The organism is Pseudarthrobacter sp. alpha12b (assembly GCF_054130495.1).
Genome location: NZ_CP196746.1, coordinates 4,645,553 through 4,657,401 on the forward strand (window position 1 = coordinate 4,645,553; position 11,849 = coordinate 4,657,401).

Sequence of the window (11,849 nt, forward strand, 5' to 3'; positions counted from 1 at the left end):
TCCAAACTGGGGGGAGTCATCCTGTTGGGAACAAGGGTTGCGGGGATCACATCGGCCAGGCCACGAGGACGTCGCCGGGCAACCTTTGTCCCCAGCTATTGAAAGGACATTCGTCGTGTCGACTAACAGTCTTACCGGCAAGCTGCTGACAGCTGCAGCGGTTGCAGCGCTGGCTGTAGGAAGCCTTACCGCATGTGGTTCCTCAAGCGGGAGTTCTTCATCGGGAGAGAGCAAGGAAGCCTCCTCGATGTACACCTGGATCACTAATGAAAACGACCGGGCCCAGTGGCAGGCCTTCGTGGACGCGGCCAAGAAGAAGGACCCCGCATTCAACCTGACCCTCGAAGGCCCGAGCTTCAACGATTACTGGACCAAGGTAAAGACCCGACTCTCCAGCTCCGGAGCGCCCTGCATCATCACCACGCAGGCTGCACGTGCACAGGAGCTCAAGGACCTTACAGTGCCGCTGGATGACATGGTCAAGAGCAACAACATTGACGTGTCCATGTACAACAAGGCCATGATTGACGGCCTGACCGTTGACGGCTCCCTCCGTGGGATTCCCTACGACGCGGAACCGGTGGTCCTCTACTACAACAAGGATCTCCTGGCCTCGGCAGGCGTGAAGGAGCCCGCAACCAAATACACCACCAGCCAGTTCGCGGATGACCTGAAGGCGCTGACAAAGAACGGCGTGATGGGCCTCGCTGTGCCGCCGGGTTTCGGCTCGGGCCCGGGACTTCCCATGGCCTTCGCCAACGGCAACGAACCGGTGAAGGATGGAAAGCTTGACCTCACCAACCAGGGCCTCGTCAACGACCAGCAGTTTGCGTTCGACCTGGTGGCGAAGGAGAAAGTTGCGAATGCACCGCAGGCATCGGACGGGACCGATGTGCCGGAGCAGCAGTTTATGAGCGGCAAGGCGGCGATGATCATTGACGGACCCTGGATGTACGACACCCTGACCACCAAGACGCAGGGCAAGGTGGGCATCGCCGTCGTCCCTTCCACGTCGGGTGAGAGCATCGGCATGATCCAGGGGTCCGCGTTTGCCATCGCAGCGTCCTGCAAGGATAAGGAGGCAGCCTTCAAGAACATCATGAAGATCACCACCCCCGAGGTGATCGGGGCTGTTGGTGCTGCCCGCGGGACCGTCCCTTCTGTTGAGTCGGCGGTGAAGGACTGGGCTGGAACCAAACCGGCAGCCGACGTCGCGGTTGTGGAGGCTCTGCTTAAGAGCGGACGGCCGCTGGTCACCACGCCAAGCTGGAACCAGGTGGAGACCAACTTCACCCAGTACTCCGGGGAGGGCTTCCGCGGCAGCAAAACCGCGCAGGAACTCTTCTCCACCATCATGAATTCAGCCAAGTAATCTCCCGGGGGCGGGCTCCCGCGCCGGAGCCTGTCCCCTTCATGGAACAGGTCAACGATGACTGCTTTACCCACACTTGCTGTAAAAGACGTGAAAAGGACCCCTGCGAGGGGCGGCCAGGGCCGGCTCGCAGCGGTCTACCTCGCCCCCGGGATGCTCGGGTTCCTGATTTTTATTGTGCTTCCGCTGGTGGCTTCGCTGGTGATCAGCCTGTTTGACTGGCCCTTGTTCGGGGCACCCAAATTCGTGGGGCTGGACAACTACGCGCGACTCCTCACCGGTGATCCGGTGTTCTGGACGGTTCTAGGCAACACCCTCTTCTTTGCCGTCTGCTACACCGTGTTCAATCTCGTCGCGGCCCTGGCTGTTGCCACCTGGCTTCATAACCTGGGCAGTTGGGGCCCGTTCTTCCGGGTGCTGTTCTTCATTCCGGTTGTGACGCCCATGGTGGCCAACGCGTTGGTGTGGCGGCTGATGCTGACTGATGACGGCGTCATCAACAGCTTCCTGGCCAACCTTGGTATCCAAGGCCCTTCGTGGCTTAGCGACAGCCAGTTGGCCATGGGGTCGCTGATCGCCATGTCAGTCTGGCAGGGGATCGGCTACAACATCATCGTTCTTGGTGCCGGGCTCAACGGCATCTCGCCGAATCTGCTCGAGGCAGCCCGCATCGACGGGGCAGGAGCCTGGCAACGGTTCTTCCGGGTGGTGCTGCCGATGATGTCGCCGTCGCTCTTCTTCTGCACGGTCATGACCATCATCGGCTCGTTCAAGGTGTTCACCCAGCCGTTCCTGCTGACGCTCGGCGGCCCTGGTGATTCCACCAACACGATCGTTCTTTACCTCTACCGCAACGGTTTTTCCTTTGACAAGCTCGGATATGCTTCGGCCCTGGCCTGGGCGTTGTTCGTGATCGTCATGCTCATCACAGCACTGCAGTTCTCGCAGCAAAAGAGGCTGGTCAACTATGACAACTGAAACGCTCGCCCAACCGGCAGTCGACAAGCGCTTCGCCCACCGCCGGCACGCCACGGCGTTCCGGAGGAAACGGAAGGCGGGCCACTACATCAGCCGTATCGGCGTCGTCCTCGTCGGCCTTGCCTTCTCCTTCCCGTTCTTCTGGATGTTCGCCACGTCGCTGAAACCAACCTCCGAAATATTCTCCAGCGGTGCCAGCCTGCTCGCGTCGCGCGTGGAGTGGTCGAACTACCTGACAGCCTGGACCGCAATCCCATTCGGGCAGGTCATTATCAACAGTTTTCTGGTGGCCGTCACTGGAGCGGTGCTGACAACTGTCGTGTCATTGCTGTCCGCATATGCTTTCGCCCGGCTGCAGTTCAGGCACCGGGACAAGTTGTTCCTCGTCTTCCTGGGAACGCTGGTACTGCCGCAGGAAGTCCTGGTAATTCCCCTCTACATCATGATGAACAAGCTGGACATGGTGAACTCCCTGCCGGCACTCATCGTCCCGTTCGCATTCGGCGCCTTCGGTGCCTTCCTGATCCGCCAGTTCCTGCTGTCCCTGCCGGTTGAATTCGAAGAGGCAGCCCGTATCGACGGTGCCGGATCAATCAGGATCCTGTGGAGCGTGATCCTTCCGCTGGTCCGCGCGCCACTGGCCGTCGTGGCCGTCTTCAGTTTCATCGACTACTGGAGCAGTTTCCTGTGGCCGCTGATCGTCATCAACGACGTGTCGCAGGCGACCATTCCGTTGGGGCTCTCCATGTTTTCCGGCGAACGCGGTACGGACTGGGGACCGCTAATGGCCGCGGCTACCGTGGCGGTGATTCCCAGCCTGCTCGTCGTCATCCTCCTGCAGCGCCAGCTCGTGAAAGGCGTGAGCATGGGCGGCTTCGGAGGGCGCTGAGCCTCCTGTATTACCGGGCGGAAGCTGAACCCCACATTTCCCCTTTCCAAGAAATTCCTGATCCAATGAATTGGAGTGCACTATGACCGAGCCTTTGGCCAACCCGGAGGAATGGAAAAAGCTGTCCAGGCCGGTGCCTGAATGGTTCCAGAACGCCCCGTTCGGAATCTTCATCCACTGGGGCGCCTACTCAGTCCCAGCCTGGGCCGAGCCCATCGGCGCCCTGGGCACCATCGACGACCGCGAGTGGTTTACCCACAACCCTTACGCGGAGTGGTACTACAACACCATCCGCATTGACGGAAGCCCTGCCCAGCAGCACCACCGGGACGTGTTCGGAGGTGGGGACTACGACGCATTCCTGGACCAATGGAAAGCAGAACAGTTCGATCCGGCGGACTGGGTGGAGCTGTTCAAGTTCGCCGGTGCAGATTACGTGGTGCCCACCACGAAGCACCATGACGGCATCGCGCTCTGGGATGCTCCGGGAACAGGGGAGCGGAACACTGTGCGCCGAGGGCCGGGAAAGGACCTCATCGGGGAGATTGCACAAGCCGTCAAGGGCAAAGGCATGAAGCTGGGCCTGTACTATTCCGGGGGACTGGACTGGCACGTACGCCCCTTCCCGCCACACGTCACCAGCGAAAGCGTCCACGACACTTCCCGCCCCAAAGACGCCGGCTACGCCGAATACGCCTACAACCACGTGGTGGACCTGGTGGACAAGTACCGCCCGCACGTCCTGTGGAACGACATTGAATGGCCCGACGCCGGCAAGCATTTCGGCGAGCACGGACTGGGAAGCCTCTTCGAACACTTCTACGCCGTAAATCCCGAAGGCGTGGTGAATGACCGGTGGGGCGCCACCCACAAGGATTACGCCACCAGCGAGTATGAAGCCGCCAGGGAGAACGAGTCCGAATCCGAGTGGGAGAACTGCCGGGGCATCGGGTTCTCCTTCGGCTACAACCAGGTGGAAGGACCTGAGCAATCGCTGACCGGCAAGGAGTTGGCCCGCCACCTGACGGACGTTGTATCCCGCGGTGGGCGCTTCCTGCTGAACGTGGGACCGCGGGCGGACGGCACCATCCCCGACATCCAGCGACAGGCCCTGACCGATCTGGGGCGCTGGATGGAAACGGCCAAACAGTACCTTGTAGGTGCACGCCCGCTGGCAGCGGGGACGGCGGTAAGCCAAGGCGATTCCTGGGTCCGCTGGGTTGACCGTGGTTCTGAGGCGGTGGCCTTTGTCGATTCGCCCAGCGGGGGGCGTGAAGTCGTCCTGAAGCTCAGCGGGGACGGGTTCTCCCCGGCCGGAGCATCGGTCGAGGGCCCCGGCGGCAGCGTGGATCTTGACGGCCTGGAACTGAAGGTGACCCTGGACGCAGAGCGTACGGGACCCGTCGTCGTGCGCATTCCGCGCAGGTAGCCCCACCCGGAGCCTGCGACGGCGGCGGGCAGCACCCGCCGCCGTCGCAGGCTTCCGTGTACGAGCCCTATGTGTACATCAGCGAGCCGGGCGTGGTGAGCTTTTCGCCGGTCTCCAGCCAGGTTTTGAGGCCGGAGAGGATCATCGGCCAGCCGCCGTAGAGCTGTTCGTTGGCGCCCTCGCGCAGGTCGCTGTGCGTGACCGTGAGGTGGCAGGAATCGCCCACCGGTTCGATTTCCCAGGTGACCTTGGACGTTCCCTCGGCCTTGACGTCCTCGCCCCACAGGGCGCGCATGGTCTGGACCAGCCGCCGGGGCGGGTCCACTTCCAGGTTTTCGCCCTCGCCCAGCAGCGCACCGGCTTTGGGGTTGCCCATTTCGAACCGGCCGCCGGGAACCCAGTCGGACTTGAGGGTGTTCCCGAACTGGTACTTGCTGCGCATATCGCTGTCAGTGATGGCTTCCCAGAGCTTCTCCGGGGTGGTCTTGATGTAAATCTCAAAGATCTTTTCCATGGGACTTTCCAATCTGGATTTGAGGTCGCTGAGGGCAGCGGCCCATGGTTCTGCGTATTTGCTGACCCAGCGGTCGTGGACCAGGCGGATGGGGACCGGATTCAGGAAGTGCAGCTTTTCCCGCCCGCGACGCCGGGTCACCACCAGGCCTGCGTCCTCCAGGATGCGGAGGTGCTTGGCGATCCCGAACCGGCTCATGCTGAACCGTGCCTCAAGCGCACTCAGGGTCTGGCCGTCCTCGCGGAACAGCTCATCGAGCAGGTCCCGCCGGGTGGGGTCGGAGAGCGCCTTGAACACGTCGTCCATGGAAGCAATGATAGGTGACTAAATGGTCACATATCAAGGGTTTTGCGGAAGTTGGATCAGTTCCGGGAGGCCAGGTTCCGGTCGCGCTCCTCGAACACCTCATCGCCCGGGCCGGTGAAGGCGCGCGACCGCTCCACAGCTTCGATGGAACCGGTGAACAGCTGTGATTCGTGCGGGTCTGCCGGCGGGCGCTGCCCGCCTGCCTCCGGCGAACCCAGCCCGCGCAGTGGTGCCCTGCGCCGGGTGGCCGTGCCGGCGTCGTCCGCCGCCTGCTCCCAGCGCTGGTGCGGCAGGGCCTGCGGATGGTTCTGCTGGAGGAACGTGACCATGGTTTCGCGCACCAGGCAGCGCAGGTCGAAAAGCGCGGCGCTGTCCGCGGCGCTGACCAGGATCCGGACGCGGACAAAGCCGCCGGTGGCATCCGTGATCTGCAGGACGCCAACGCGCTCATCCCACAATTCGGTATCGGCCAGGGCCCGGCGAAGCTCGGTGCGCATCTCCTCCACGGGGGCGCGCCAGTCGAGGTCGAACTCCACGGTGCCCATGACCTCGGACTGGCGGCGGGTCCAGTTCTCAAAGGGGGTGGTGGTGAAGTAGGTGGAGGGCAGGATCAGCCGGCGGTCATCCCACAGGTGCACCACCACATAGGTGAGCGTAATTTCCTCGATCCGGCCCCACTCCTTCTGGACCACCACCACGTCGTCAACGCGGATGGCGTCAGTGAAGGCCAGCTGCATGCCGGCGAAGACATTCACCAGGGACGTCTGCGCGGCGAGGCCGGCCACGATGGAGATCACACCCGCGGACGCCAGCAGCCCGGCCCCCAGCGCCTGGATGGCGGGGAAGGTCAGCATGGCCGTGCCGACGGCGAGCACCACCACCAGTGCCACGGCGATCCGGCGGGCCAGGATCATCTGCGTCCGCAGCCGCCGTGCCCTCCGGTTATCAGCCACGTCCACGCTGTGACGGTTCAGGACCACGGCCTCCACGATCAGCAGGACCGCAATGGCAAGCCATGCGAACGCGCCGATCATGGCAATCAGCAGGAGATGGTCGACGCCGGCATGCCAGCTTTGGCTCCCGGCCGTCAGCCCCAGCGCGGCCCGGACGCCCACCAGGCACAGCGCCAGCCGCAGCGGCTGGCGGGCTACCCGGGAGGTGGCCTGCAGCTCAGGGCGCTTCCGGTTCAGGCGAAGGACCACCTTGCGGAGCAGCCAGGACAGGGCGAGTCCGGCAACCACCGCCAGGGCCATGGCGATGAAGGGCAAGGCGGGAAGAAGTAGGTCGTGCATTTCTTAACCTCTATCAACTTCGGGCTGGCGGGGCGAAGTTGACATGGGCCGGCGGCGTGTCCGCCCTTTGCGGACGGACGCCGGGGACTACGGCCCGAGCGGGAGCAGGAGCAGGGCAATCAGGGCCGGCAGTGTAGCGGCGAGCGTTCCCGGTACGCTTTCCCACTTTTTGGGGTAGTGGCCCTGAAGGTCCGCGAGCAGCATGGTGGGTGCGGTGAGGACCATGTTGGCGCAGCAATAGATCACCAGGGTGTAACCCACCACGAGCTGTCCCATATTGGCGGCAACGACTCCCGCGATGACCCCGAGGGCAATCACCAGGTTTTTGTACCCGGTAGGAATGGCCCACATCATCACGGCGGGGACGTTCTCAGGCGGCGTGCTCAGGAACTTTTGGGCCCACCGGTGGCGGCGGAGGAGGAAACTCTCCACTGGAAACACGAAGATGTAGATGACCGCGGCGAGCACCGCGAAGATCTGCGATACGGCGTTCATGCTTGAAGAGTAGGCCGGCCCCGGCACGCGATCCATCCCCGGAACGGGGGATTGCCGGCGGCAGCCCGGGGAGGATACTGGAGCTATGTGGGAGGAACGCTCTTAGCGTGCCCGCCGCGAAATTTCGGCGTTGGCCACCAATTCCCCCGACCTCGCGGCGCTGTACCGGTCCGCACTCGGAGTAGTCCGACAGGCCGTACCCTTCGACCAGGCCTGCTGGGCCGGCGTCGACCCCGAAACCCTGGCTATGAACTCGGTGACCAACGTCCCGCGCTGGCCGGTGAGCGCAGAATATGCCGTCCGGTTCGTCGAATCCGAATACGGCGGCCGGGAACCCAATTCATTCGCAACGCTGTCCCTGCGCCCGCAACCAGTCGCCAGGATTTCCGACGCTCCACACAGCGAGGTAGCCGGCAGCGTCCGTCTCAACGATTTGCTCAGGCCGCAAGGGCTTGTCCATGAGCTGCGGGCTGCGTTCCGGATGGATCAGGCCTGCTGGGGAGTCGGGAGCCTGTTCCGCGCGAGCGGGCCGGATTTCACCGATCGGGAGGTGGAGTTCCTGGCAGCCGTCACTGCGGCGCTCGCGGCGGCATCCCGGGTGGCCATCCGCGTGGGGCGCCAGGCGTGGCCGCAGCCGGAGGGGCCCGTCATCGTTTTGGCCGGCGAACAGGGGCAGTTGCGGGCTGCGACTCCGGCCGCAGCGTCATGGCTGGCCAAGCTTGAGGAGGAGGCACCTGGGCGGTTCGGCGTCGTTCTGTACTCAGTGGTAGCCCAGGCCAAAGCGGCGCGGTCGGGAACCGCGTGGCTGCGGATGCTCGACGCTGGCGGCAGCTGGGTGGTCCTGCAGGCCAGCCGCCTTATCACCGGTGATGACCCTGAACAGATGGTGGTCACCGTGGAGCCGGCCACTGCCCAGCAGCTCCTCAACCTGTTCCTCTCCGCCTATGGGCTTACGCGTCGCGAGCAGGAGGTATGCCTGGAGCTGATGTCGGGAGGCTCCAGCGTCGACATAGCCCGCCGCTTGTTCATCTCTCCTCACACGCTGCATGACCACCTCAAATCGCTCTTCGAAAAAGTGGGGGTGGGAAGCCGGGGCGAATTGGTCGCCAGGCTGACAGCCAATGGGTAGCCTTGGGCCCATGCAGAAGATATCGATCGGCGCGCTGGCCCGGCAGCAGCTCGAGGCGGCAGTAGTCTCCACCAACGGCCGCGCAGCGGACACCGTGTACGGCGGCCATGAGAAGGTCCTCCGGCAGTCCGTCATGGCCATGAAGGCTGGAACCCAGCTCAGCGAGCACCAGAACCCTGGCGACGCCACCGTGTTCGTGATCCAGGGCTGCGTCAGCCTGAATGCCGGCGGGGAGTCGTGGCAGGGCAAGGCCGGCGACCTGCTGATCGTCCCGCCGGGACTGCACAGCCTTCACGCAGAAGAGGACTCCACCTTCCTGTTCACGGTGGCCAAGTACCGGGATTAGGCCTCATCCATTGCTCCGTAAGTGTCCTTTTGGGCGCTGAAAACGGCATCTACGGAGCAATCGCTGCAGGGTTAGACCGGATCCTTGACTGTGTCTTTCACGGGCCGGGGTTCCAGCCAGATCCGTTCCCGCGGGCCGGGAGGGTAGGCATACCTCTTGCCGGCGAGGGTGATCACAAACGCGGCAACCACCGGGATTGCCGCCGCGGCCGGAACCAGCAGCGGGCCCCCAACCACCAGCGCCGCCGAGCCGTAGAGCGCGCCGATGGTGATGCCCAGCTGGATGGTGAGGACCGTGAGTCCGTTCGCGGCCTCACTGTATTCGCCGCCGGCCCGGAGAATCGCGGACTGGTTGTAGATGCCGATGGCGCCCAGGCCCGCTCCCCAAACGGTCATGAGGACCAGGGCCAGGGGCAGGTTTCCCACCGCGAAGGGCAGGAGGAACATCGATGCGGCGATGGCCGCCGTCGTGATCAGCAGCGAACGGCGGGGACGCGAATCCACGGTGAGTCCGGCAATCCAAATGCCCAGCAGGCCTGACCCGCCCAGCACCGTGAGGGAGAGGCTGGTGGCGTAGTCCGGCAGGCTCGCCTCGCGGATGAAGGGTGCGATGTAGGTGAACAGGGCGAAGTGGGCCAGGACCAGCAGAGGCCAGGCGATCGCCACGGATTTCACGCCCGGTTGGCCGATTGCCTTGCGGAGGGAGGGCCGGACGGCGTCGGTAATGCGCTGGACGCGGGGGAGGAGCCAGAACGCGAGCACGGTCAGGAGCACGCCGAACCCGGCGAGCACCAGGAACGCGGCACGCCAGCCCAGGAATCCGCCCAGGGCCGTGCCCACCGGGGCGCCGATGGCCAGGCCCAGGCTGTTGCCGCTGAACACGATCGCCAGGGCCTTGCCCACCTTGTCTGCCGGGACCACGCGGGACACGAACGGCGCCATGGTGGTCCAGAGCAGTCCGTGCGCCAGGCCGCCCACCAGCCGGGCGATCATCGCGGCGGTGAAATCCGGTGCCAGCCCCACCAGCGCGTTGCTCAGCGCAAAGGTCAGCACCAGTCCCACCAGCAGCGCATGCCGTGGGATTTTCCCCAGCAGCCGTGCCGCCGGGACCACTGTGACCACGATGACGGCGGCATAGGCCGCGGCAAGGTAACCGGCCACCGGCTCGGAGACTCCAAGGCCGGTACTGATTTGCGGCAGCAGCCCGGACGGGAGGAGCTCGGTGGTGATGGCGGTAAACGCAATGGTGGCCAGGACCACCATTGCGGCGTAGGGAAAGCGGGTAGGGGACGGCGCGGAAATCGCGGAAGACATGGGGGAGCGTCCATTCAAGGGGGAGGGGTTGGAACGCGGCTCGCTGGCCGGACAATTCCTCCCTTAAATTTACAGGATCGAAGGGTTTGTCACAGACGTGACACGTCGTCCAACGCCCGCCCTGCGCGCCGCCTTCCTGCCCTCAAACGTCCTCCCGTGCAGGAGGCCCCTGCCGCCCCCGCCACCCAACCCCTGGGTTCCACCGCTGCACGGGAAGAACCGGACAGCGGCGGCTGTGCTGCTACCGCGTGCCGAAATCGGTGTCGGTGTATGAACCGGGCCGGAGGGTCCCGCCGCCCGCGCAGGCACACGTGCCCTGCACTTCGATCCGTACCGCCGCAGGCCGGCTGGCTTCGAGGCGCAGGGTCAGCGGATCAGCGTCCGCCGCGGCGACGCGCAGGACTGTTTCTTGGGAGGTGACGGCAGGCATGGCTGTCCTTTCAGGAGTGGGTTTGTTACGGGGACATCAGGAGTTGAGCATCGGGGAGGGACTGCGAAATCAGCGGCGTGCAGGTGCCTGACCGTGACGGGATCCGCCAAGCCGTGCGTCCAGCAAGCCTGCCGCGACTGCTGGAGCCAGGCCGGGCGCCAGCGGAAGGCGCGGGACCACCAGGCAGTGCCACAGGTGATAGATGTCCGCCTTGCCGGACCACACGGTGGAGGTGACATTGCCGTTCTCGTCGAGTTCCTGCTTCCAGGACCCGTGCTCGTAGTCGATGAACCAGTCGCGGGCGTGGTCCCAGATCCGCTCATACCAGTCCGCATACTTCTTCTCGCCGGTGGCAATGTAGAGGGCTGCGGCGCCGCCGATCGCTTCCGCGGGTACCCAGCGGATACGGGTGGTGACAACCGGGTTGCCTTCCCAGTCGACTGTGTACACAAATCCTGGATGACCGTCCGGCTCCCAGGCGTCACGGATGGCGGCGTCAAACAGGCCCCGGGCGTCTTCAAGCAGCCAGGCCGGGACGTCCAGGCCGCGGGCCTCAAGCCCGGCGCGGAGGTGGAGCAGCAGGCGCGCCCACTCGACCCAGTGGCCGGGGGTTCCGCCGTAAGCCCGGAATTGGCTGGCCCGGTCATCGGTGTTGTACTCCGGCATGGGGGTCCACTCCGGGTCGAAGTGCTCAAACACCCGGTAGTTGTTGTTGCGTGCAAATTTGTGGATGAGCACCTCGGCGATGTGCAGGGCCCGTTCCAGCCAGCGGTTCTCCCCGGTCACGTCAGCGACGATGAGGTACGCCTCCACCGAATGCATGCTCGCGTTCCCACCGCGGTAGGCCTCGGTTTCCGTGAATGCACGGTTCCACGAGTCAAAGCACATGTTGGCCTCGTGGTCCCAGAACTTTGTGTCGGCTATCCGCAACGCCTCCTCGAGCAATTCCCGGGCTCCCGGGCGGCCCGCCGCAACGGCACTGGCGGCAGCGAGGAGCACAAAAGAGTGCTGGTAGCCGGACTTGGTGTCGTTCACGGGGCCGTCTTCATTGACCTCGGCGTACCACCCCCCGAACTCGTCATCGTGAAGGGCACCGTTGAGTGCCGTGATGCCGTGGTCCACCAGCGTCGCAGCACCTGGGCGTCCCATCAGCGCGGCAACAGCGAAACTGTGGGTCATCCGCGCGGTGATCCACAGATGGGTCGGCTTGTCGGCGAATACCTTGCCGTAATTATCAAGCCAGCCGAAGCCGGTGGGAACCTTGGAGGCTGCGGCGAAATTGATGAGCCGGTCGGTTTCCGCCTCAAGCCATCGTGCGTGGGCGGCGCTGTCGAGCCACGTCATGTCATGTCCTCT

General features: G+C 64.3%; 12 protein-coding genes. 6 read left to right on the plus strand and 6 right to left on the minus strand.

Going from position 1 to position 11,849, the window contains the following annotated elements; translation table 11 throughout:
- The first annotated feature begins 115 nt into the window (after nucleotides 1-115).
- The 4 genes from ACTAQI_RS21545 to ACTAQI_RS21560 all read left to right on the plus strand — a co-directional run bounded on the left by ACTAQI_RS21545 (nucleotide 116) and on the right by ACTAQI_RS21560 (nucleotide 4,668).
- Nucleotides 116-1,372: an ABC transporter substrate-binding protein gene (locus ACTAQI_RS21545; protein ID WP_457948628.1), complete on the plus strand. Its 1,257-nt coding sequence runs from the start codon at nucleotides 116-118 to the stop codon at nucleotides 1,370-1,372.
- A gap of 90 nt (nucleotides 1,373-1,462) precedes the next feature.
- The gene (locus tag ACTAQI_RS21550; RefSeq protein WP_457948630.1) at nucleotides 1,463-2,350 is read left to right on the plus strand and encodes a carbohydrate ABC transporter permease; all 888 of its coding nucleotides are present in this window, start codon (nucleotides 1,463-1,465) and stop codon (nucleotides 2,348-2,350) included.
- Nucleotides 2,340-3,239, plus strand: coding sequence for a carbohydrate ABC transporter permease (locus tag ACTAQI_RS21555; protein ID WP_457948631.1), 900 nt, complete (start codon nucleotides 2,340-2,342; stop codon nucleotides 3,237-3,239). Before ACTAQI_RS21550 ends, ACTAQI_RS21555 begins: the two co-directional genes overlap by 11 nt.
- A gap of 82 nt (nucleotides 3,240-3,321) precedes the next feature.
- Nucleotides 3,322-4,668 (plus strand): alpha-L-fucosidase, encoded by a 1,347-nt coding sequence (locus ACTAQI_RS21560; RefSeq protein ID WP_457948633.1) that lies wholly within the window; start codon nucleotides 3,322-3,324, stop codon nucleotides 4,666-4,668.
- Nucleotides 4,669-4,735: 67 nt separating this feature from the next.
- Here the strand turns inward: ACTAQI_RS21560 and ACTAQI_RS21565 are convergent, their stop codons facing one another.
- From ACTAQI_RS21565 to ACTAQI_RS21575, 3 genes are all read right to left on the minus strand, one after another.
- Entirely contained in the window at nucleotides 4,736-5,488 is a 753-nt protein-coding gene (locus ACTAQI_RS21565; RefSeq protein ID WP_457948634.1) for an ArsR/SmtB family transcription factor, read from the minus strand.
- A gap of 56 nt (nucleotides 5,489-5,544) precedes the next feature.
- Nucleotides 5,545-6,780, minus strand: coding sequence for a mechanosensitive ion channel family protein (locus ACTAQI_RS21570; protein ID WP_457948635.1), 1,236 nt, complete (start codon nucleotides 6,778-6,780; stop codon nucleotides 5,545-5,547).
- A gap of 87 nt (nucleotides 6,781-6,867) precedes the next feature.
- Entirely contained in the window at nucleotides 6,868-7,275 is a 408-nt protein-coding gene (locus tag ACTAQI_RS21575) for a DUF1304 family protein (protein WP_457948636.1), read from the minus strand.
- 130 nt (nucleotides 7,276-7,405) lie between these two features.
- Between ACTAQI_RS21575 and ACTAQI_RS21580 the strand changes: the two genes are divergently transcribed.
- Complete coding sequence (locus tag ACTAQI_RS21580; RefSeq protein ID WP_457948637.1) at nucleotides 7,406-8,404, plus strand: helix-turn-helix transcriptional regulator; 999 nt, start codon at nucleotides 7,406-7,408, stop codon at nucleotides 8,402-8,404.
- A gap of 10 nt (nucleotides 8,405-8,414) precedes the next feature.
- Complete coding sequence (locus ACTAQI_RS21585; protein ID WP_457948638.1) at nucleotides 8,415-8,750, plus strand: cupin domain-containing protein; 336 nt, start codon at nucleotides 8,415-8,417, stop codon at nucleotides 8,748-8,750.
- 71 nt (nucleotides 8,751-8,821) lie between these two features.
- Here the strand turns inward: ACTAQI_RS21585 and ACTAQI_RS21590 are convergent, their stop codons facing one another.
- The 3 genes from ACTAQI_RS21590 to ACTAQI_RS21600 form a co-directional block, all read right to left on the minus strand.
- Nucleotides 8,822-10,063 carry an MFS transporter gene (locus ACTAQI_RS21590; RefSeq protein ID WP_457948639.1) on the minus strand — a complete coding sequence of 414 codons (1,242 nt, stop codon included), beginning with the start codon at nucleotides 10,061-10,063 and terminating at the stop codon, nucleotides 8,822-8,824.
- Nucleotides 10,064-10,304: 241 nt separating this feature from the next.
- Nucleotides 10,305-10,493 (minus strand): hypothetical protein, encoded by a 189-nt coding sequence (locus ACTAQI_RS21595; protein ID WP_457948640.1) that lies wholly within the window; start codon nucleotides 10,491-10,493, stop codon nucleotides 10,305-10,307.
- 69 nt (nucleotides 10,494-10,562) lie between these two features.
- Nucleotides 10,563-11,837: an AGE family epimerase/isomerase gene (locus ACTAQI_RS21600; protein WP_457948641.1), complete on the minus strand. Its 1,275-nt coding sequence runs from the start codon at nucleotides 11,835-11,837 to the stop codon at nucleotides 10,563-10,565.
- Between the last annotated feature and the right edge of the window lie 12 nt (nucleotides 11,838-11,849).

What these genes read in the sequence shown, in the direction of transcription:
- ACTAQI_RS21555 (WP_457948631.1), top strand. Translation starts at nt 2,340, where the DNA reads ATGACAACTGAAACGCTCGCCCAACCGGCAGTCGACAAGCGCTTCGCC.
- ACTAQI_RS21560 (WP_457948633.1), top strand. Translation starts at nt 3,322, where the DNA reads ATGACCGAGCCTTTGGCCAACCCGGAGGAATGGAAAAAGCTGTCCAGG.
- ACTAQI_RS21565 (WP_457948634.1), bottom strand. Translation starts at nt 5,488, where the DNA reads ATGGACGACGTGTTCAAGGCGCTCTCCGACCCCACCCGGCGGGACCTG.
- ACTAQI_RS21570 (WP_457948635.1), bottom strand. Translation starts at nt 6,780, where the DNA reads ATGCACGACCTACTTCTTCCCGCCTTGCCCTTCATCGCCATGGCCCTG.
- ACTAQI_RS21575 (WP_457948636.1), bottom strand. Translation starts at nt 7,275, where the DNA reads ATGAACGCCGTATCGCAGATCTTCGCGGTGCTCGCCGCGGTCATCTAC.
- ACTAQI_RS21585 (WP_457948638.1), top strand. Translation starts at nt 8,415, where the DNA reads ATGCAGAAGATATCGATCGGCGCGCTGGCCCGGCAGCAGCTCGAGGCG.
- ACTAQI_RS21590 (WP_457948639.1), bottom strand. Translation starts at nt 10,063, where the DNA reads ATGTCTTCCGCGATTTCCGCGCCGTCCCCTACCCGCTTTCCCTACGCC.
- ACTAQI_RS21595 (WP_457948640.1), bottom strand. Translation starts at nt 10,493, where the DNA reads ATGCCTGCCGTCACCTCCCAAGAAACAGTCCTGCGCGTCGCCGCGGCG.
- ACTAQI_RS21600 (WP_457948641.1), bottom strand. Translation starts at nt 11,837, where the DNA reads ATGACGTGGCTCGACAGCGCCGCCCACGCACGATGGCTTGAGGCGGAA.